This window comes from Micromonospora craterilacus, assembly GCF_003236315.1.
GTDB lineage: Bacteria > Actinomycetota > Actinomycetes > Mycobacteriales > Micromonosporaceae > Micromonospora > Micromonospora craterilacus.
The window spans coordinates 1-21,032 of record NZ_POTY01000069.1 but is presented as its reverse complement, the minus strand read 5'-3'; the positions used below and the strand labels follow the sequence as shown (position 1 = coordinate 21,032).

Genomic DNA, 21,032 nt, shown 5'->3' with positions numbered 1-21,032 from the left:
ACCGAGGAGAATCACGATGGCCAAGTATTTGCTGCTCAAGCACTACCGGGGCGCTCCGGCTGCGGTCAACGACGTGCCGATGGACCAGTGGACGCCGGAGGAGATCTCGGCGCACGTGCAGTACATGAACGATTTCGCGGCCCGGCTCGAGGGGAGCGGCGAGTTCGTCGACGGTCAGGCGCTCGCCCCCGAGGGGACGTTCGTCCGGTACGACGGGGAGGGGCGCCCGCCGGTCACCGACGGCCCGTTCGCCGAGACCAAGGACCTCATCGCCGGTTGGATGGTGATCGACGTCGACAGCTACGAGCGTGCCATCGAGCTGGCCGGGGAACTGTCGGCCGCCCCGGGAGCGGGCGGGAAGCCGATCCACGAGTGGCTTGAGGTGCGTCCGTTCCTGACTGAGCCGCCCACCATCACCGAGTGAGCGGTCAGATGGACGAGGCCCTGCTCCGGAGCCTCACACCGAGCGTGCTCGGGGTCCTCGTCCGCCGCGGAGCCGACTTCGCGGCGGCCGAGGACGCCGTGCAGGACGCCCTGGTCGAGGCGGTGCGGGTCTGGCCGGCCGACCCGCCGCGGGACCCGAAGGGCTGGCTGGTCACGGTGGCCTGGCGCCGGTTCATCGACGCGACCCGGGCGGACGCCGCCCGCCGGCGACGTGAGGACCTCCTCGACGAGGAGCCGACGCCCGGGCCCGCGGTCGCGGTGGACGACACGCTTGCGCTGTACTTCCTGTGCGCGCACCCGTCGCTGACGCCGTCGTCCGCGGTCGCGCTCACGCTGCGCGCCGTCGGTGGGCTGACCACCCGCCAGATCGCCCAGGCGTATTTGGTGCCCGAAGCGACCATGGCGCAGCGGATCAGCCGGGCCAAACGCACCGTCTCCGGGGTGCGGTTCGACCAGCCCGGCGACGTCGCCACCGTGCTGCGCGTCCTCTACCTGGTCTTCAACGAGGGCTACTCCGGTGACGTCGACCTCGCCGCCGAGGCCATCCGGCTCACCCGGCAACTCGCGGCCGCGATCGACCACCCCGAGGTGGCCGGGCTGCTCGCCCTCATGCTGCTGCACCACGCCCGGCGCGCCACCCGGACCGCGCCCGACGGCAGCCTGGTGCCGCTCGCCGAGCAGGACCGCAGCCGGTGGGACACCACGTCGATCGCCGAGGGCGTCGAGATCCTGCAGGCGGCCCTGGCCCGCGACCGGCTGGGCGAATTCCAGGCCCAGGCCGCCATCGCGGCACTCCACGCTGACGCGCCCACCGCCGGCGAGACCGACTGGGTGCAGATCGTCGAGTGGTACGACGAACTCGCGCGCCTCACCGACAGCCCGGTCGTACGGCTCAACCGCGCAGTGGCCGTCGGCGAGGCCGACGGACCACGCGCCGGACTGGCGGCGCTCGCGGCGCTGGACAAGTCACTGCCCCGGTACGCCGCAGTGGCGGCGTACCTGCACGAACGCGACGGCGACCAGGCCACCGCGGCACGCCTGTACGCCGAGGCGGCCCACAAGGCCGCCAACCTCGCCGAACGCGACCACCTGACCCGCCAGGCCGCCCGCCTCAACGCCCACCGGCGCCGCTGACGGTCGCGCTCGGAACTTCCCGGAGCACATGGTGCGGCCCTGACCGACCCTGCGAGATTTTGGTACGAAAGCGCCCGTGGCGGGGCGGTTTCGTACCAAGATCCCTATCCCGCGCGGCGGGACCAGGCGATGAATCGGGTGAACAGGGCGGCAGGCTCGGGGCCGTCGTGTGGGTTGAGGTGGTAGAGGTCGCGCATGGCCTCGTACATCAGGCCGGCGAGATAGATCGACAGGCCGGCCAGGTTCCCGTCGTACTCCACCCGCAGCAGCAGCCGAGCCTCACCGCAGGGCCAGGGCTGCCCGTCGGCCCGGCAGCACCACATCGGCCGCAACGGCGTGTGCGGCACCACCCCGGCGCCGGTGGCGTGCGGACGCTCCGGGCGGGGGCCGCGGTTCGGCGCCGACAGTCGGGTGGTGATCACCAGTGGCATCCGTACGCCCGCCACAGTTGGCCCGGCGTCAACCACCCGGGACGCCCGGGCCGCTGGAGCGGTAGCGGCTGCGTCGGTTGTCGCATCCACTCCGGCAGATGCGTTCCGCGACGGCGCTGCGGCAGCACCGGCCGAGCGGGCAGAACGGTCGTCGGGCACTGATACCAAGGGACAGGGGTCCGCACGTCGGCCTCCATTCAGCATTCGGATGGGGCCGCCCGCGCACGGGGGAAGTCCACGGACGGCCCCGCGGGACTCCTGCCGGGCTCCTGCGCCTCCACCAGGTAGTGCCGCACACTCGACACACTGCCCAGCGCAACGGGACCTGTACACGACGTTGGTCTATTCTCACGGGACGTTCGGGACGTCCATGGTGGAGGCGGGATGAACCATGCACTCCAGGCAGCGATGGCCGAGGCCGGCGAGACGACCGAAAGTTTGGCTGCTCAGAAGGAGTCGATCCGAAGACAGCGGCGCGATGGATCTCCCCGGGACGCGTGCCGCAACCTCGCCGACGCGCAACCATCGCCTCTATCCTTCGACGGGACGTAGGGGACCTGTGGCCCGATGTCCTGAAGCGCCGCGAGCCGGAGTGGCTGCGCGCATGGGTGGACTGGGAGCGTGAGGCCGTCGCCCTGCGATGGTTCGAGCACTGCTGGGTGCCGGGCCTACTCCAGACCGAGGCGTATGCGCGAGCCACCCTCGCGGGCGAAGCGCTGACGCCGGCCGAGGCGGACGACATAGTTGCCTCCCGGATCGACCGGCAGGCCATCCTTCGCAGAGAGCGCCCGCCGCTGTTGATCGCGGTTATCCACGAACTGGTGCTTCATCAGTCGGCGTACGGCGATCGCGAACTGATGCGCGAGCAGGTCGAGCACCTGGCCCGGTGCGCCCAGATGCCGTCCGTCCAGATTCTCGTCGTGCCGCGCGATGTTGGCATGTACCCGGGCCTCGGTGGTGGGTTCATCGTGGCCGAGCTGCCCGAAGGCGAGCATGTTGCGCACGTCGACAGCCAGGCGCCAGCGCAGATGATCAAAGATGCTTCCTCGGTTGCTACCCTGAACCGCAGGTGGGAACGCATCAGGAGCGAGGCCCACTCCCGCCCCCAATCACTGGATCTGATCAGGAAAGCGGCAGGATCATGGACATGACCGCTGCGCAGTGGCGCAAGAGCACGAAGAGCGGCAACAACGGCGGGTCGTGCGTGGAGGTCGCCGACAATGTGCCCGGCGTGGTGCTGGTGCGTGACACCAAGGACCGCGACGGCGGCACTCTCCTGTTCAACCCTGGCTCGTGGCAGTCCTTCGTGAACCTGGCGAAGCAGATCGGCCCGCTGGGCTGACCATCAACGCGGTGAGAAGGCCCTGGCGTGCAGCCGAGGCCTTCTTTGTGTGATCGTTGGCTCTGAGGCGGCGCGACACGCCAGGGGTCGGCGCAGCTGAGCCATCGACGATCGGACCCCAAAACGCCCCTGAGCTGGGGTGTCTTAGCTGGTAGTTAAGACACGCTTAGCTTCCACTGTCGTCCGCTGGCACCCTTGGGTACGTCGATACGCTGCTCAGCGTCATCGTCAAGACGCAAGGAGTATCCGTGGCCAGACGCGGACTGCACCGCCTCATTCGGCATCGTGGCCCCCGGCGCAAGGCCGTGGTGCTCGGCGTCCTCGGCACGACGGTGGTGCTCGGGTTGGCGGCGACCGTGGTGCCGCTGCTCGCCGCCGACGACCTGTCGATCCCGGTGGTGGCCGACACCACGGCCACGATGGTGTCGCAGGACGGCGACAACAGCGTCAAGGCGACGCTGGCTACCTGCCCCGCCCGGTGTGACGGCAACTCGCGTGGTGCCCGGGAGGCGATCCTCCAATTCTCGGTGACGTCGCTGCCCGCGAACGCGGTGGACGTCCGCGCGGTCCTGCGGGTGCACGCCTGGCAGGCGTTCGAGGCGACGGTGACCGCGCATGCGTCCCGGCTGGATGCCCGCGCGGCCCGGCCGGCGCCGGTGCCGGTCGGCGCGGCCCTGGACGCGGTCGACGGGGTGGGCCGGGGCTTCAACGAGTGGGACGTGTCGGGGCTGGTCAGCGGGAACGGCGTCTGGACGGTGTCGCTGGCACAGAGCGGACTGGCGACCCGCATCTACTGGGCCTCGGCGGAGAACCGCAACCCGGAGCTGCGTCCTCGCCTGGTGATCAGCTACGGCGTGGGTGTCCGCCCGACGACGGCCTCGCCCAGCGTCGCGCCGGGACCCTCGGTCGCACCGACCGGCACGCCCGTCCCGCCGAGCGCTTCGCCGAGCGTTTCGCCCAGCGTGAGTCCGACGCCCGTGCCGCCCAGCCCCACGGTGACGCCGCCCGGGGCGGGCTCGGGGCAGTGTGGGGCCGTCTCGGACAAGCTGGTCCCGTCGTGTGGTGCCTGGTGGGGGATGTACTCGCCGACCAACCCGGCGACCTGGGACCACGGTCGGGCCATCACCGACATCGAGGCGCAGGTCGGCCGGGCCTTCGACATCGTCCATCGGTACCACGACTTTTCCAACACCGGCAGCAACGGTGCCTTCCCGGACGTCTACCAGCAGCAGCAGATGCGCGAGGGCCGGTTGATGTTCTTCGCCTGGGAGACCCGGGTCTTCTCCTCCGGCGCGGTGTTGACCTGGAAGGACGTCTACGGCGGGGGGCATGACGCGACCATCGACGCGGTCGCCGGCCGGATCCGGGCCGTCGGTCAGCCGGTGTTCCTGGGCTTTGACCACGAGCCGGAGGACGAGCCGGCCAAGGGGAGCGACGCGGACTTCGTCCGGGCCTGGCGGTACGTGCACGACCGGTTCGCCGCTGCCGGTGTCCGTAACGCGGTCTGGGTGTGGACGGTGATGGGCTGGTCCGGCCACTACGACCGGTACGCCGGGCTCTACCCCGGTGACCGCTATGTCGACTGGGTGGCCTGGGATCCGTACAACTTCCACGTCTGCAACGGCGGCACGGTCTGGCGGAGCCCGAGCGCGACGGTCGGCTCCTTCTACCGTTGGCTGGACGAGCAGGGCATCGGCGCGGGCAAGCCGCGGATGCTGGCCGAGTTCGGTACCAACTTCGACAGCGCCGATCCGACCGCCAAGCGGCGCTGGTTCGAGGAGTTCCCGGCGGCGCTCAAGGCGCACCCCAAGATCAAGGCCGCGATCTACTTCAACTCCCCGGGTATGACGCGGACGACGAGCGCCTGCAACATGACCATGAACCATGACGCGGCGGCGCTGGCCGGGTTCGCGGCCGCCGGACGGGACGGCTATCTGCGGCAGCCCACGGGAGGGAGTCGCTGAGCGAGGGCGATCCGCAAGCCGGTCGCGGCGTCGGCGGCTGTCGGGCATCCGACCGCTCGTGGCTTTTGTCCGCTTATCGAGCCACTGATCGCCCAATCGGTGGATGTTGCCCTCCGGAGTGGACGCGAGACTCTACGTGCATTCTCGTCCACTCCGGAGGCTCAGCGTGCCCAGATTGTCCTTGTCGTGGCGTCCCGCGCGTAGACCCCGAGTCCGGGCCGGGGCCGTCGTGTTGGCAACCGTCGCGGCCGTGCTGGCCGTGCCCACCACGGCAGCCGCGGCCGTGGTGCCGGCCCCCGAGCCGGGCACCCTGGTCACGACGAACCCCGCCGACCACACCCCGCACGCCAGGGACGGTGAGACCCGCGCCTTCGCCGAGGTGGGCAACATGGTGTACGTCGGGGGCAGCTTCACCCAGATCCGCCAGACGGCCAGCTCGGCGTGGATCGCCCGGCGCTACCTGTTCGCGTACAACCGGACCACCGGGACCATCTCCACCACGTTCCTGCCGGTGCTCGACGGCGCGGTCAACGCGCTCATCGCCGGGCCGGGTGGCACGCTGATCGTCGGCGGGGCGTTCAAGAACGTCAACGGGGTGGCCCGAAAGAACCTGGTGGCGCTCGATCCGGCCACCGGCGCGATCCGGGAGAGCTGGGTCGGCCGCTCGGACGGCGGGATGATCCGCGACATGGTCCTGCATCAGAACCATCTCTACCTGGCCGGTGCCTTCAACTGGATCAACGGCGCCGCTCACTCCGGGCTCGCCCGGCTGAACGCCACGACCGGGGCGATCGATTCGACCTTCAACATCAACGCCACTGTCGGTCGGCACGACACCGGTTCGTACGCCTGGACCATCGACGTCACTCCGGACGGCCGTACCCTCGTCGCCGGCGGTAACTTCCGCTTCGTCAACGACCTGCCGCGCGACCAGATGGCACTGGTCGACCTCACCGGCACGCCGAGCGTGATCGACTGGAGCACGGACAAGTTCGCCCCGCCGTGCGCGGCGCCCGCGACGTACGTGCACTACGTGCAGGACGTGCGGTTCGGTGGCAACGGCACCTGGTTCGTCGTCGGCACCAACGGCGGCGCCGGCTGGCCGGCCGCGTACTGCGACGCGCTGATTCGCTTCGAGACCGCCGCCCGGGGCGCCGACCAGCTCGGCACCTGGATCAACTTCACCGGCAACGACACGATCACCTCGGTGGAGGTGGCCGACAACATCATCTACCTCGGTGGGCACTTCCGCTGGCTGAACAACCCGGCCGCCCACGACCGGGCCGGCCCCGGCGCCGTCGACCGACTGGGCGTCGCCGCGGTCACTCCGGCCACCGGCATGCCGGTCAACTGGAACCCCGGCCGCCGTGGCGGCACCTCGTTGCCGGCGGGCACGACCGCCTGGGGTTCGCAGGTGCCGGTGCTCTGGCGGGGGAGCGACGGGCTCTACTTCGGGCACAACTCCGACGGCATGGGCAACGAGTACCACGGCCGGCTGGGTGTGTTCCCGCTGGCCGGCGGGCGCACGATCGCCCCGAAGAACCCGCCCACCGCGACCACCGGCCACCTCTACCTGAGCGTCGGTGCGGGCCAGCTCGCGAAGGTGCCGTTCAACGGCGCGGGGATCGGCTCGCCGACCACGGTCAGCCAGCCGAACTACACCGGCGCGGGCGCCACCTGGCGGGTCAGCGACCGGATCTACTGGTCGCACCTCGTGGCCGGCACGCCGACGGGCAGCCGGATCGACATCTCGATGTTCAACGGCGGTGCCATCGGGGTCCCCTGGGAATCCTCCGGCTACAACGCCTGGTTCAACCCGGCCCAGATGACCGGCGCGTTCTATCTCGACGGGCGGCTCTACTACACCCGCACCGGCGCGAACCAGCTCTACTACCGGTACTTCGAACCGGACGGCAACTACCTCGGAGCCACCGAGTTCAGCCTGCCCACCACCGGGGTCACCTGGTCGACCGTCCGCGGCATGGCGTGGGTTGGCGGCCGGATCGTCTACGGCGCCACCGACGGTGCGCTGCGCAGCGTGCCGTTCCACCCGACCGCGGCGCCGGCGACCGTGGTCAACGGTACGCAGAGCACGGTCCTCGCTACCGCGAGTCCGGGGTTAAGCTGGTCCACCCCGTCCATGTTCTTCTCCGTGGAGTAAGCGATCGCGGGCTGTGACGAAGCGTCGGCACGTAGCCGCTACCGCCTTGCCGCAAGGAATCACAGATGCTGAAGCCCCATGACTGACGCTGCACCGCGTTCCTGGTCCGCCGAGCCGTTCGGCGGCGGTGGCGGCTCGGAGCGTACGGTGACGTTGAGCGATCTGCTCCGCGTGCCGCTGCACCGGATCGGGGCGGTGGCGGTGATCGCCGTGCTGGGACTGGTCGCCGCGCTCGGGTACGTCACCTTCGTCCCCGGTCTGTACCGCGCCCACGCGGTGGTGGCCGTCCGCCCGGTGGTCACCGACGCCTTCAGCCCCAGCGGTGCCGCCGCCGACCGGGCGGTGAACATGAACGTGGAGAGCGGCATCGCCACCGGCACCGAGGTGGTGCGGCGGCTGGCCGAGACGAACGGGCAGGATCAACGCGACGTGCGGAATGCCCTCGAGGTCGAGGTGCCCGCCGGCGGTCAGATCCTGCGTTTCTCCTACGGCGCGCGCTCCGCCGAGCAGGCCGTGCGGAGCGTCAACCTGGCCGCCGAGTCCTACCTCGACGTCCGCCGGTCGATGTACGAGCGGCAGCGGGACGAGATGCTCCGCTCGTACGACGAGAGCATCGCCAAGGTGGCCGCGCAGCAGGCGGCGATCCAGAAGCGGATCGCCAACACCCGTCAGGGGGGAACCGACACCGCCGCGGCCGAGCTGACCGGGATCAACAGTCAGCTGACCCAGCTGAACTCCGCACGTACCGAGATCGCGGCGGTGGACGTCAATCCGGGCTGGGTCACCCAGACCGCGGATCCGGCGCTGGTGTCCGCCGGCGGCCGGAAGTCGATGTTCGTGCTGGCCGGCCTGCTCGGCGGCGGGCTGCTCGGCGTCGTGCTGGCCTTCGCCTTGGAATCGGTGGACCGGCGGGTCCGGTCGGCCGACGACGCCCGACGCACCAGCGGTCTGCCGCTGCTCGGCACGGTCCGGGGCCGTCGGGGATTCGGTCGTCGAGGTCCGGTCGCGGCGGACATCAGGTACGTGGCCATGGCGATCGCGGAGCGGATCCACCAGCCGGCCCGGGTGACGCTGCTCAGCGCCCGGGAAGACCCCACACCGATCACCGCCCGGCTGGCGGTCGCACTCGCGGTCGCCGGCCGCGACGTCTTCGTCGCCGACGACAGCGGACGACTGGACCGCCTCCGCGACGCGGTGCTCGCCGACCGTGCGCGGTTACCGGCGTCGGCTGATCCGACCAGGCCGGCCGTCCCGAAACCCCGCACCGCCCCGACCACCGCCGACGAGACCACCGAGGTGATCACGCCAGCGCGTCGCCCGTCGCCCCGTCCCGTCGACCGACGTACGTCGCCCGACCCGGACGCCACGCTCACCCTGCCTCGGCCGGCGAGCGGTCCCGGCGGGCCGAACGGCCGACCGGCGCACAGTGGCGAGGTCCGGGTGGGTGCCGGCAGTGTTCTGCTCGGGACGTTCCGGAACGGCGTCCGCCATCCGCTCCTGCTCTTCAACGCACCACCGGCCGAGACCGACGAGCGGGGTGTCGCGGTGGCCCGCCAGGGCAGCGCGGTGGTGGTGGTCGAACGGGATCGCACCCGGCAGGCCGAACTGCGTCGACTGGTGGAGCGGCTGCGCGCGGCCGGGGTCACCACGCTGGGCTTCGTGCTGACCCGTGACGGACGGGGCTGACCCGTGCCCCGCACCCGCGCGCCGGCGGTGACCGACCCGATCGGCGGGCGGCCAGCACCCGGTCCGGTGCGGTGGGCCGCTGCGCCGCCCCGGCTGCCCAGCTGGCCCCTGATGGTGATGTTCGGCCTGGTGCCGATCTGGTGGCTGGCCGGGGCCTTCTATCTCGGCTGGGCGCTGCTCGGCGCCGTGTTGTTCGCGTTGCTGGTCGTCCGTGGGCAGGTGCCGTTGCCGCCGGCCACCGGGATCTGGCTGCTGTACCTGGCGCTGGTGGTGATCAGCGCGACCCGCCTGTCGTCACCGGGCTCGGTGGCCGCCTTCGGTCTGCGGCTGGGCTTCTACGCCACCGCCCTGGTGGTCGGCGGCTACGTGTACGCCCTCGCCCGGGAGCGCGTCGACCAGGCGGCGGTCCTGGTACCGCTCTGCGCATTCTGGTTCGGCCTGGTCGCGCTCGGCTGGCTGGGCGTACTCGCGCCGCGGTTCGCCCTCACCACACCGGTCGAGGTGCTGCTGCCCGGCGGCATCGCCGGTAACCCCTACATCCAGGATCTGGTGCACATCACGACGACCGAGTACAGCGCCCGGTCACTCGACCCGGTCTACCGGCCGGCGGCACCCTTCCCGTACACGAACAACTACGGCGGGGCGTACGCCCTGACGCTGCCCTGCGTGGTGGCGTTCACCCTGCTGCGTCGTCGGGGCGTACTGCGTTGGGCGGTGCTGGCGTCGCTGCCACTGTCGCTGGCCCCGGCCTTCCTCACCCTGAACCGGGTGATGTTCGCGAGCCTCGGCGTGGGGCTGGCGGTGCTCGGTGTGCGGGCCGTGCTGCGTGGCAACGTCCGGGTCGGACTCTCCGTCGCGGGAGTGCTGCTCGCCGGTCTGCTCACCGCCCTGTTCATCCCGGTTGCCACGTTGATCGGTGACCGGGTCGAGTCCAGCGACACCAACACCGACCGGTTCTCGCTCTACGCGGAAGTGTTGCGCCGGATCGGTGACTCACCGTGGCTCGGCTACGGCGGGCCGGTCACCTCCGACACGGTTTCCGCCGAGGCGCCGGTCGGCACCCAGGGGCAACTCTGGATGGTGCTGTTCGGCCACGGCATACCGGCGCTGGTCTGCTTTCTCGCCTGGTTCCTGGTCGTCACGGTGATCTGCGCCCGGGCCTGCGCCGCCGCCGGGCAGTGGCTGGCGGTGGTTCCGGTGATCTGCCTGGTGCAGATCCCCTTCTACGGGATGGCGAGCCCGACCATGTCCATCGCCTTCTTCGCGGTCGCCCTGTCGATGGCGTTCGTCGAGCGGGAGGCGGCGGCACGCGGCGCGCCGCCCGGTCCGCAGGTGGTGCCGGCATGACCGCGCCCGCGCGGCCACCCGCCGCCGCCTCGTCCCCGCGCCGCGATCTCGCCACCGTGGCCGGGTCGGCGCCGCCACGGATCGGGACCGACGCCGCGGCGGAAGCCCGGCACAGCGCCCGTACGGGCGTGGCCAGCCTGCTCGGCGCGGCGACCAACGGACTGCTCGGCTTCGTCCTGGCGGTGGTCATCACCCGTGGCTACGGCACGGCCGGGTCCGGGGTGTTCTTCGCGGCGATCGGTGTGGTCACGGTGGCCGCCGCGGTCTGCACGCTGGGTGCGGAAACCGGGCTGATCTGGACACTGCCGAGACGGCGTGCCGGCGCGTCCGGTGACGCGGCCCGGATCCTGCCGGTGGCGCTGATCCCGCCGCTGGCGGCCGCGCTTGTGGTGGCTGCGGTCGGGGTGGTCGGCGCCGAGCCGCTGGCGTCCCGCCTGCTCGACGCACCCGATGCCGACGGTGCCCTGGTCATCGCGCTGAGCTTCGCCGCGGTCCCGCTGGTGGTGGGCATGACGCTGCTGCTCGCCGTGGTCCGCTGCGTACGACCGATCCGCGCCTACCTCGCGGTGCAGTCGGTGCTGCTGCCGCTGGCGCGCCCGGTGCTGGTGGGCGTGGCGGTGCTGGCCGGCTGGGGGCTGGTGGCCGGGCTGACCGGCTGGCTGGTGCCGGCGGCGCTTGCCCTGCTGGTCTGCCTGACCCTGGTCGCCGGCCCGCTCGGGGTCGGGCGGGGAGTCGCGCTGCGACCCCGACCGACCGACTGGCGGACGTTCTGGCGCTTCGCGTTGCCCCGGGCCGCGTCGGCCGTCATCGACGCCGGCGCGGTCTGGGTCGGGGTGCTGCTCACCTCGGTGCTCGCCGGACAGGCGGAAGCCGGCGTCTTCGGCGCGGTCGGCCGCTACATCCTCGCCGGCCAGCTCGCCATGCAGGGGCTGCGTGTCGCGGTGTCGCCTCAGCTGTCCAGGCTGCTCGGGCACGGGCAGCCGGCAACGGCCGCGGCCGTGCACCGGCAGCTGACCGTCTGGGCCGTGGTGCTCTCCTGGCCGGTCTACCTGCTGCTGGCGATCCACGGCCGCGCGTTTCTGCAGATCTTCGGCGCGGACTTCTCCGCCGGGGCCACCGCGATGACCGTGCTCGCGTTGGCCATGCTGGTGAACACCGGCGTCGGGAACGTGCAGAGTCTGCTGTTGATGAGCGGACGCAGCGGGCTGCATCTGGCCGCCGCGTCGGCGGGACTGCTGGTCACCGTCTCACTCGGCGTCCTGCTGATCCCCGGCCACGGCGCAACCGGGGCGGCGGCGGCCTGGGCTGCGGGGATCGTCACGGAGAACCTGATCGCGTTCGGCTGTGCCCGAGCGGTGATCGGTCAGCCGCTCGTCGACGCGACGATGCTCCGCGCGGCGCTGGCCGTCGTCGTCGCGGTGGGCGGCGCGGCCACGGTTGGCGCGCTGGTCGGCGGGCGGGTGCTGGTCGGCCTGGCGGTGACGGTCGGCGTGCTGGTCGCCGCCGGCGTCGGTGTGTCGACGGTGCCCCGGGTGCGGCGTGGCATCCGGGTGACCATGGGGCAGATCCGTGGTGGGACGCCGGACGGCGCCCCACCACGGCCCTAGAAGGGCAGGTGAGGTCGTGCCGTCCATCCGGGACCGGGTAAAGCAACTGGTACCGACCCAGGTGACGAGCCGGGTCCGGGAAAGTCTGGTCGACTACGGGGTACGCACCAGCGACCGCCGGCCGCTGCCGGACTTCCTCATCATCGGCACCAAGCGGGGCGGCACCACCTCGCTGTGGAACTACCTCGTGCAGCATCCGCTGGTGCCCCGGCTCTTTCCGGCCTGGAACACCAAGTCGTCGCACTACTTCGAGGAGAACTGGCGTCGCGGTGCGGCGTGGTACCGCTCGCACTTTCCGACGGTGCGGCAGCGGGAGACGCTGGAGAGCCGTCACGGCGGTCCGGTACGGGTCGGCGAGGCCGCCCCGCTGTACATGTTCCACCCCCTGGCTGCGGCGCGGGTCGCCACGCTGATGCCGGCGGTGCGGCTGATCGTGCTGCTGCGCGATCCGGTGGAGCGGGCGTACTCGCACTGGAAGGAACGCCGGACCAACGGCGTGGAGCCGCTGGACTTCGCCGCGGCGTTGGCCGCCGAGCCGGCGCGTACGGCGGGGGAGCGGGAGCGGCTGATCGCCGAACCGGACCACTTCAGCGAACGCTACGACTGGTACAGCTACCGGGCCCGGGGCCGGTACCTGGAGCACCTGGAGCCGTGGCTGGACCGCTTCGACCGGGCGCAGATCCTCATCCTGCCCAGCGAGGACCTCTACCGCGACGCCCGGGCCACCTACCGGCGCACCCTGGACTTCCTCGGTCTGCCGGCGTTCGACCTGCCCGACTTCAAGGTCTACAACGACCGGCGCTCGGCGCCGCTGGAGCCGGCCCTGCGCGCCGAGCTGACCGAGTACTACCGCCCGCACAACGAGGCGTTGCGGCAGCGGCTCGGGATTCGCCTCGACTGGCCGTCATGAGCGGGCGTCAGCGAGTGAATCGTCAGTTCGGTGCGGTGGTGGCTGATGGCGGCACGGAGCGAAGCGGAGTGCCGTCATGAACGAGCGGACCGACCCCCGCAGACGTGGTGACGGGCTGGGGTGGGTCACCCGGGCGGTGTTCGGTGACGAGCGCGTCGCGCTGGCCGTGGACGCCGGACCGCCGGCCGGGCACACCGTCGCGGCCCGCTACGCGGTCGTCCCGTCGGTCGCCCGGGCGCGGTTCCTGCTGCCGCTGGCCTCGCCCCGGGTCACCGCGGCGGCGCTGCTGGGGTACAACGCGTTGCGGCCGGGCAAGGTGCGGGCCGTGCGGGCCGCGCTCGGCATGGCGGCCCGGGCCGGCGTCGTCGCCCGGGCACCGTTTCCCGTCCTGACCGTCGCCGTGCCCACCGGAGTCGACCCCGCCGAGCTGCTGCTCGCCGATCGGGTGTCCGCCGTGCTCGGCGGTGCGCCGACCCACGCCGCCTGCGGGGTGCGCCCGCCCGATCCGAACCACAAGCCGACGCTGCAACTGTTCGACGGCAGCGGCACGCCGCGCGGCTACGCGAAGATCGGCTGGAACGACGCGACGCGAGCCCTGGTGACCGGCGAGGCGGCGGTCCTGCGTGAACTGTCCCGGGTGGCCGGCGCGGCCGGGCATCCCGGCACGCCCCGGCTGCTCACCGAGTTCTCCTGGACGGGGCAGGTGGTCGCGGTGATCGAGCCGCTGCCGGCCCGGCTACGCAGGGTGCCGGCCGACGCGCCGCCCGATTTCGCGGCGCTGCTCGCGGTGGCCCGTCGGGGCGGGCCACCGGCCGAGCACCGGCCGCTGGCCGGCTCACCGTTCCTTGCCCGGTTGACGGCCGAGGCGCGGCGGGCGGCCAGCCGGCACGTCGCCGGCAGCCGTGCGGTGGCGGCCGTCGCCGAGTTGGCCCGCCGGCACGGCGACACCGCCGTCGAGTTCGGGCACTGGCACGGCGACTGGGTGCCGTGGAACCTCGGCCGGCACGCCGGTGGCCTGGTCGCCTGGGACTGGGAGCACAGCGGACCGGACGTGCCCGTCGGGTTCGATCTGGCCCACGACGCCTTCCAACGTGCCGTGGTGCTGCGCGGCGCGCCGGTCGCCTCGGCGGTGGCCGAGGTCGAGGGGTGGCTGGCCCGCCACGGCAACGGGTTGGGTCTGGACGCCCGGCGGCGGGGGTTGGTGGCCGACGCGTACCTGGTGGAGATGTGGCTGCGGACGTCGCGCCTGGCCGACGCGGGTGCCGGCTGGAACCGGACGCTGCATCCCGCGCTGTTGGACGTCATCGAGGAACGACACGGCGGCTGACGGGTGGGCTCCGACCCACTGCCCACGCCGGACGGTGACGAGATAACTCCTGGTGGTGACCGCTGGGGTGGTGGCCGCGCGCCTGCCCTGCCGATCACGGACAGGGAGCGTATCATCAGCCGACCGTAGTCTTCACTGGCCGGAAGGCATGTGGCCTGCCGCTCCGTGGCGCCTACTGAAACTCCAGGCGAACGTGTAAGGAGTCGCGTGGGCGCGAAGATCAGGGAACCCGGGGATCAGCCGATGCTGCTGCTGGTCGGATCCAGCGGTGGGCACCTGGCCCAACTGCTGGCCCTGCGCCCCTGGTACCAGACCTGGCGTCGGTGCTGGGTCACCTTCGACACACCCGAGGCGCTGTCGCTGCTCGCCGGCGAGGAGGTCGTCCCGGCGTACCATCCGACCACCCGTCACCTGCCCAACCTGCTGCGCAACGCGGTGCTGGCCGCCCGGGTGCTGCGCCGGCGGCGGGTCGCCGCGGTGGTCACCACCGGGGCGGGCGTGGCGTTACCGTTCGTCGTGCTCGCCCGGCTGCGGCACATCCCGACCGTGTACATCGAGGTCTACGACCGGATCGACACACCCACGCTGACCGCCCGGCTGTGCCGCCCGTTCCTGTCGGCGATGCTCGTCCAGTGGGAGGAGCAGCGCCGCCAGTACCCGGAGGCCACCGTCGTCGGGACACTGCTGTGAGCGAGCGGAGCGAGCGAGCCGTCCGGTACCGCAGCGTGGCCCCTCGCGCCGGCGGCGAGCGAACCGAGGCGACGGCATGAGCGGCCACGGCCCGGCCGGTGACAGGCCCCGGATCGCGTCGGTGCGCCCCCGCGCCGCCCGACCCGAGGCGGTGGCGCGGGTACCGGCGCAGCGGGGGGCACACCCCGACAGCCCGGCCCACCTGCTGGTCGCCGTCGGCACCGACAGACATCCCTTCGACCGGCTGGTCGCCTGGCTGCGTGCCTGGTACGCCGAGATGGCCGGTGAGGTCGTACTGACCGTCCAGCACGGACACACCCGGGTCGCCGGCCTGCCCGACGCGGTGCCGTTCCTCGGCCACGCCGAGTTGCAGGCGGCGATGGCCCAGGCCGACCTGGTGGTCTGCCACGGCGGCCCGGCCACGATCCTGGAGGCCCGCCGGCACGGACACCTGCCGATCGTGGTGCCCCGCGACCCGACCCGGGGCGAGCACGTCGACGACCACCAGCAACTGTTCGCCCGCCGGCTCGGCGCGGCCGGCCTGGTCGCGCTCTGCGAGTCCCGGCAGGACCTGCTGGCCGCGCTCGCCGCCGGGCTGGCCGACCGGTCACGGTTCACGGTGACCGTGGACACCGAGGCGACCGACGGGCAGCGGGCCGCGGTGCGCCGGGTCGGGGTGATCGTCGAGGAGCTGGTGGCCGCCGCCGCGCAGCGACGCCACCGACCCTGGTGGCGGCCGTGGCGCGGCCCCGACCCGGACGAGGGGCGGAACCCGTGACCGCGTACCCGAGCGTGAGCGCCGTGCTGCCCACCCGGGACCGCCCGGAGCTGCTGCGGGCCGCGGTACGCGCCGTCGTCGCGCAGGACTACCCCGGGCCGGTCGAGGTGGTCGTGGTGTACGACCAGTCCGACCCGGACCCGTCGCTCGGCCAGCTCGCGGGCCCCGGAAGGCCGGTACGGGTGGTGACCAACACCCGTACCCCGGGCCTGGCCGGCGCCCGCAACTCGGGCACCCTGGCCGCCGCCGGCGACCTGGTGGCCTTCTGCGACGACGACGACCAGTGGCTGCCCGGCAAGCTGGCCGCCCAGGTCGACGCCCTGGCCGCGGTGCCCGGCGCCGAGTTCGTCAGCTGCGGCATCCGGGTCAGCTACGACGGGCACACCGTCGAGCGGGTGCTGGAGCGCGACTCGATCAGCCTGGCCGACCTGCTGCGGGACCGGATGACCGAACTGCACCCGTCGACCTTCCTGATCCGGGCGGCGGCGCTGCGCGACGGCTTCGGACTGGTCGACGAGGAGATCCCGGGCAGCTACGCCGAGGACTACGAGTTCCTGCTCCGGGCCGCCCGCAGCGCCCCGCTGGTCAACCTGCGCACCCCGTACGTGCTGGTGCGCTGGCACCGGCGGTCGTACTTCGCCCAACGGTGGGACACCATCGCCGAGGCGTTGCAGTGGCTGCTGGACCGCTATCCCGAGTTCGGCACCCAGCCGGCGGGGGAGGCGCGGGTCGCCGGGCAGATCGCCTTCGCGCGGGCCGCCTCCGGCGACCGGCGGGGTGCGGTGAGCTGGGCCCGGCGGACCATCCGCCGCAACCCGCGTGAACCCCGGGCATACCTGGCCCTGGCCGTGGCCGGTCGGGTGCTCCGGGCCGACGCGGTGCTGCGCACCCTGCACAGGCGGGGCCGGGGCATCTGACCGGGCCGCCCCCGCGTCGCAGCGGACTCATCAACCCCTAGCGAAGGGTCACCCCTCGATGGCACTTCATTCGCTCAGGTTCCGCCTCGTCGACTCGCCCACCTCGTACGGTGCCAAGCGGCGGGCCCGGCGCGCGGCCTGGCTGTCGAACACGTTCCCGGATCTCGCCGAGATGAGCGTTCTCGACCTCGGTGGGCGGGTCGAGAGCTGGGCCGGCCTTCCGGTCCGCCCGGCGCACGTGCACGTCGTCAATCTCGAGCCGCTGCCGGCGGAGCTGCCCGACTGGGCCGACGCCGACCACGCCGACGCCTGCGAGCTGCCGACGGAGATCCTGAGCCGGCGGTACGACCTGGTGTTCAGCAACAGCGTGCTGGAGCACGTCGGTGGGCACGAACGCCGCCGGCGGATGGCGGTGGCGGTCCGCGAGCTGGCACCCGCCTACTGGGTGCAGACGCCGTACCGCTACTTCCCGATCGAACCGCACTGGGTGGCGCCCGGCATGCAGTTCCTGCCGGTGCCGACGCGGGTGGTGATCGCCCGGAGGTGGCCGCTCGCGTACACGCCGGGCAAGTCCTACGAGGCCGCCATGCGGCAGGTTCTGACCACCGAACTGATCGGCCGCGCGGAGCTGCGGTACCTCTTCCCGGACGCGACCATCCGCAACGAGCGCCTGATGGGACTCACCAAGTCGATCATCGCGATCAGGAAGCCGTAGCGGTCGACATGGTCCGGGCCGGGTCCGTGCGCTCGGCCGCGTCCGCAGGGCGGGACGCGACGGGCGGTGCGTGTCGGCGGACGGCGGGCGTGACAGACTGGCCGCTGTGTTGCGCTGGTTGACCGCAGGGGAATCACACGGGCCCGCCCTCGTCGCGTTGCTGGAGGGGGTGCCGGCCGGGGTCGAGGTCACCTCCACCGAGATCACCGGGGAGTTGGCCCGCCGCCGGCTCGGCTATGGCCGGGGTGCCCGGATGGCCTTCGAGCAGGACGAGGTCGAGGTCATCGGTGGCCTGCGGCACGGCGCGACGCTGGGTAGTCCGGTCGCAATCCGGGTCGGCAACTCCGAGTGGCCCAAGTGGCGCACCGTGATGGCCGCCGACCCGGTCGACCCGGACGAGCTGGCCAGCCAGGCCCGCAATGCCCCGCTCACCCGCCCCCGGCCGGGCCACGCCGACCTGGCCGGCATGCAGAAGTACGGTCACACCGACGCCCGGCCGATCCTGGAGCGGGCCAGCGCGCGGGAGACCGCCGCCCGGGTGGCCGTCGGCACGGTGGCCAAGGCGCTGCTCCGCCAGGCGCTCGGCGTCGAGATCGTCTCGCACGTGGTCGAGTTGGGCCCGGTCGCGGTCAAGCCGGGGCTGCGGCCCCGCCCGGAGGACGCCGAGCGCATCGACGCCGACCCGCTGCGCTGCCTCGACGCGGAGGCCAGCGCCCGGATGGTCGCCGAGGTCGACGCCGCGAAGAAGGCCGCCGACACCCTCGGTGGCGTGGTCGAGGTGCTGGCGTACGGGGTCCCGCCCGGTCTGGGCAGCCACGTGCAATGGGACCGCAAGCTCGACGCCCGGCTGGCCACCGCGCTGATGTCGATCCAGGCGATCAAGGGCGTGGAGATCGGCGACGGCTGGCAGCAGGCCCGGTCCCGGGGTTCCGAGGCGCACGACGAGATCATGCCGACCGCCACCGGCGTGCGCCGGGTCACCGACCGGGCCGGTGGCCTGGAGGGCGGCATCACCACCGGTGAGCCGCTGCGGGTGAAGGCGGCTATGAAGCCGATCTCCTCGCTGAACCGGGCCCTGGCCACGGTGGACGTCACCACCGGCGAGCCGGCCACCGCGATCAACCAGCGCTCCGACGTCTGCGCGGTGCCCGCCGCCGCCGTGGTCGCCGAGGCGATGGTCGCGCTGGTGCTGGCCGAGGCGGCGGTGGAGAAGTTCGGCGGTGACTCGGTCGCCGAGATGCGGCGTAACCTGGCCGGCTACCTCGACGCGCTGGTGATCCGGTGACCGGTTCCATCCGCCCGGTCTGCGTCCTGGTCGGCGCGCCCGGCGCGGGTAAGACCATCGTCGGGCAGACCCTGGCGGCCACGCTCGGCGTCGAGTTCCGCGACACCGACACCGACATCGAGCAGCTCGCCGGCAAGCCGATCCCGGAGATCTTCGTCGACGAGGGCGAGGCCCACTTCCGTACCCTCGAACGGGCGGCGGTGGCTGCGGCGCTGGCCACCCACTCGGGCGTGCTCGCCCTCGGCGGCGGCGCGGTGCTGGCCGAGGAGAGCCGCGCCGCGCTGGCCGGGCACCGGGTGGTGCACCTCTCCGTGGAGCTGGCCGACGCGGTGAAGCGGGTCGGTCTCGGGGCCGGCCGGCCGCTGCTGGCGATCAACCCCCGGGCCACCCTCAAGTACCTGATGGACCAGCGTCGCCCGCTCTACGCCGAGGTGGCCACCGCCACCGTGGTCACCGACGGACGGACGCCGGAGGAGATCGCCGCCGAGATCGCGCAGCTGCTGCGCAAGGAGGGTTAGGTCCCGCCCATGAACGAGGTGACCCGGATCCCGGTCGGCGGCGAGCGGCCGTACGACGTGCTGGTCGGGCGTGACCTGCTCGACGCGCTGCCCGGCCTGCTGCCGGAGGCCACCCGGGTGGCGGTGCTGCACGCCGCGCCGCTGAAGGAGCTGGCCGACGCGATCGGTGTCCGGTTGAGCGCGGCCGGCATGGCGCCGCTGCCGATCGAGGTGCCCGACGCGGAGGCCGGCAAGCACGTCGACGTGGCGGCGCAGTGCTGGGACCGGCTCGGCGAGGCCGGCTTCACCCGCACCGACGCGGTGGTCGGATTGGGCGGGGGCGCGGTGACCGACCTGGCCGGGTTCGTGGCCGCCTGCTGGCTGCGCGGGGTCCGTTGGGTGCCGGTGGCCACCTCGCTGCTGGGCATGGTCGACGCGGCGGTGGGCGGCAAGACCGGGATCAACACCTCGGCCGGTAAGAACCTCGTCGGCGCCTTCCACCCGCCGGTCGGGGTGCTGGCCGACCTCAGCACGCTGGACAGCCTGCCCCCGATCGACCTGGCCGCCGGGCTGGCCGAGGTGGTCAAGTGCGGGTTCATCGCCGACCCAGTCATCCTCGACCTGGTCGAGCGGGACCCGGCGGCGGCGACCAACCCGACCGGGCCGGTCGCCCGGGAGCTGATCGAGCGGGCGATCCGGGTGAAGGCCGACGTGGTCGCCGGCGACCTGCGCGAGTCGGGCGTCCGGGAGGTGCTGAACTACGGGCACACGCTCGCCCACGCGATCGAGAAGGTCGAGGGGTACCGCTGGCGGCACGGCCACGCGGTCGCGGTCGGTCTGGTGTACGCCGCCGAGCTGGCCCGCCTGGCCGGTCGGCTGGACGCCGCCACCGCCCGCCGGCACCGCGATGTGGTGACCGCGCTCGGCCTGCCCACCAGCTATCCGGCCGATGCCTGGCCCCGGCTGCTGGCCACCATGCGGGTCGACAAGAAGGCCCGGGGCAGCCGGCTGCGCTTCGTGGTGCTCGACGGGCTGGCCCAGCCGGCGATCCTGGAGGGCCCGGACGACGAGCTGCTGCACGCCGCGTACGGCGAGGTCGCCGCATGAGGGTGTACGTGTTCAACGGGCCGAACCTGGGTCGACTGGGCAGCCGGCAGGTCGACGTCTACGGGGTGACCAGCTACGCCGACCTGGTCGAACTGTGCGAGTCGACCGGGCGGGCGCTCGGCCTGGCCGTCACGGTCCGGCAGACCGACGCTGAGCATGAGCTGATCGGCTGGCTGCACACTGCGGCGGACGAGGGGGCGGCCGTGGTGCTCAACCCGGCGGCGTGGTCGCACTACTCGATCGCCGTTCGGGACGCCTGCGCCCTGTTGCGTGGCCCGCTGGTCGAGGTGCACATCTCCAACATCCACGCCCGGGAGGAGTTCCGGCACCACTCGGTCGTCTCGGCGGTGGCCACCGGGGTGATCTGCGGGCTCGGCGTGGACGGCTACCGCCTCGCCCTGCATCATCTGGCCGCCCGCACCGATCAGGCCGGCTGACGACCGCCCGCTTCGGGGTCTTCGCTGCCACCCGAGTCTGTTGTGAATGCGAGATCTCGGACAGTTTCCGTACCGCGCTAACGGAAACTGTCCAAATTCTCGCGTTGCGGGTCTCGCGTTGCGGGGAAGGTGCCGCTCAGGGGATGGGATGAGTCGGTACGGCCGGGGAGGATTCGGGCGGTGTCGGGTTCGCCGGTCGGATGTCGGCGTGGGCCGGCCGGTTGTGTGTCGGCGGGTGGTGGGCCTGCCGGCT

Annotated in this window: 19 protein-coding genes and 1 pseudogene; 19 read left to right on the top strand and 1 reads right to left on the bottom strand. The window is 72.5% G+C overall.

What is annotated here, in order from left to right; all coding sequences use genetic code 11:
* The first annotated feature begins 16 nt into the window (after positions 1-16).
* On the top strand, positions 17-424 hold the full coding sequence (locus tag C1I95_RS13370) for a YciI family protein (protein WP_111214133.1): 408 nt from the start codon (positions 17-19) through the stop codon (positions 422-424).
* 8 nt (positions 425-432) lie between these two features.
* Positions 433-1,578: an RNA polymerase sigma factor gene (locus C1I95_RS13365; RefSeq protein WP_111214147.1), complete on the top strand. Its 1,146-nt coding sequence runs from the start codon at positions 433-435 to the stop codon at positions 1,576-1,578.
* A 104-nt stretch (positions 1,579-1,682) separates the two neighbouring features.
* Here C1I95_RS13365 and C1I95_RS13360 read toward each other — a convergent pair whose 3' ends face one another.
* A complete protein-coding gene (locus tag C1I95_RS13360; RefSeq protein ID WP_438941307.1) occupies positions 1,683-2,009 on the bottom strand; it encodes a hypothetical protein in 327 nt (108 codons plus the stop codon).
* A 384-nt stretch (positions 2,010-2,393) separates the two neighbouring features.
* Between C1I95_RS13360 and C1I95_RS13355 the strand changes: the two are divergent.
* The 17 genes and pseudogenes from C1I95_RS13355 (at position 2,394) to aroQ (ending at position 20,779) form a co-directional block, all read left to right on the top strand.
* A pseudogene (locus tag C1I95_RS13355) lies at positions 2,394-3,160 on the top strand (DUF5753 domain-containing protein).
* Positions 3,157-3,351, top strand: a complete 195-nt coding sequence (locus tag C1I95_RS13350) for a DUF397 domain-containing protein (protein WP_111214145.1) — start codon at positions 3,157-3,159, stop codon at positions 3,349-3,351. Before C1I95_RS13355 ends, C1I95_RS13350 begins: the two are co-directional and overlap by 4 nt.
* Before the next feature lie 248 nt (positions 3,352-3,599).
* Positions 3,600-5,315, top strand: a complete 1,716-nt coding sequence (locus C1I95_RS13345; protein ID WP_111214132.1) for a glycosyl hydrolase — start codon at positions 3,600-3,602, stop codon at positions 5,313-5,315.
* A gap of 181 nt (positions 5,316-5,496) precedes the next feature.
* Positions 5,497-7,476 (top strand): hypothetical protein, encoded by a 1,980-nt coding sequence (locus C1I95_RS13340; protein WP_438941309.1) that lies wholly within the window; start codon positions 5,497-5,499, stop codon positions 7,474-7,476.
* A gap of 78 nt (positions 7,477-7,554) precedes the next feature.
* Positions 7,555-9,162 carry a lipopolysaccharide biosynthesis protein gene (locus C1I95_RS13335; protein WP_111214130.1) on the top strand — a complete coding sequence of 536 codons (1,608 nt, stop codon included), beginning with the start codon at positions 7,555-7,557 and terminating at the stop codon, positions 9,160-9,162.
* Between the two features lie 3 nt (positions 9,163-9,165).
* The gene (locus C1I95_RS13330; RefSeq protein ID WP_438941306.1) at positions 9,166-10,509 is read left to right on the top strand and encodes an O-antigen ligase family protein; all 1,344 of its coding nucleotides are present in this window, start codon (positions 9,166-9,168) and stop codon (positions 10,507-10,509) included.
* The gene (locus C1I95_RS13325) at positions 10,506-12,116 is read left to right on the top strand and encodes a lipopolysaccharide biosynthesis protein (RefSeq protein WP_233513641.1); all 1,611 of its coding nucleotides are present in this window, start codon (positions 10,506-10,508) and stop codon (positions 12,114-12,116) included. Before C1I95_RS13330 ends, C1I95_RS13325 begins: the two co-directional genes overlap by 4 nt.
* A gap of 16 nt (positions 12,117-12,132) precedes the next feature.
* Positions 12,133-13,026: a sulfotransferase domain-containing protein gene (locus C1I95_RS13320; protein ID WP_111214129.1), complete on the top strand. Its 894-nt coding sequence runs from the start codon at positions 12,133-12,135 to the stop codon at positions 13,024-13,026.
* Between the two features lie 76 nt (positions 13,027-13,102).
* Entirely contained in the window at positions 13,103-14,353 is a 1,251-nt protein-coding gene (locus C1I95_RS13315) for a hypothetical protein (RefSeq protein WP_111214128.1), read from the top strand.
* Between the two features lie 243 nt (positions 14,354-14,596).
* Entirely contained in the window at positions 14,597-15,043 is a 447-nt protein-coding gene (locus C1I95_RS13310) for a glycosyltransferase family protein (RefSeq protein ID WP_111214142.1), read from the top strand.
* A 202-nt stretch (positions 15,044-15,245) separates the two neighbouring features.
* Entirely contained in the window at positions 15,246-15,821 is a 576-nt protein-coding gene (locus tag C1I95_RS13305; RefSeq protein WP_233513643.1) for a glycosyltransferase, read from the top strand.
* Positions 15,770-16,738 carry a glycosyltransferase family 2 protein gene (locus tag C1I95_RS13300; RefSeq protein WP_438941308.1) on the top strand — a complete coding sequence of 323 codons (969 nt, stop codon included), beginning with the start codon at positions 15,770-15,772 and terminating at the stop codon, positions 16,736-16,738. The genes C1I95_RS13305 and C1I95_RS13300 overlap by 52 nt, the downstream gene beginning before the upstream one ends.
* A gap of 58 nt (positions 16,739-16,796) precedes the next feature.
* Complete coding sequence (locus C1I95_RS13295) at positions 16,797-17,453, top strand: class I SAM-dependent methyltransferase (protein WP_111214126.1); 657 nt, start codon at positions 16,797-16,799, stop codon at positions 17,451-17,453.
* Positions 17,454-17,559: 106 nt separating this feature from the next.
* On the top strand, positions 17,560-18,738 hold the full coding sequence (gene aroC / locus C1I95_RS13290) for a chorismate synthase (protein ID WP_111214125.1): 1,179 nt from the start codon (positions 17,560-17,562) through the stop codon (positions 18,736-18,738).
* An 8-nt stretch (positions 18,739-18,746) separates the two neighbouring features.
* Positions 18,747-19,256 (top strand): shikimate kinase, encoded by a 510-nt coding sequence (locus tag C1I95_RS13285; protein ID WP_111214140.1) that lies wholly within the window; start codon positions 18,747-18,749, stop codon positions 19,254-19,256.
* Between the two features lie 9 nt (positions 19,257-19,265).
* Positions 19,266-20,342 carry a 3-dehydroquinate synthase gene (gene aroB / locus C1I95_RS13280; RefSeq protein ID WP_111214124.1) on the top strand — a complete coding sequence of 359 codons (1,077 nt, stop codon included), beginning with the start codon at positions 19,266-19,268 and terminating at the stop codon, positions 20,340-20,342.
* The gene (gene aroQ, locus C1I95_RS13275) at positions 20,339-20,779 is read left to right on the top strand and encodes a type II 3-dehydroquinate dehydratase (protein ID WP_111214123.1); all 441 of its coding nucleotides are present in this window, start codon (positions 20,339-20,341) and stop codon (positions 20,777-20,779) included. The genes aroB and aroQ overlap by 4 nt, the downstream gene beginning before the upstream one ends.
* Positions 20,780-21,032 lie beyond the last annotated feature (253 nt).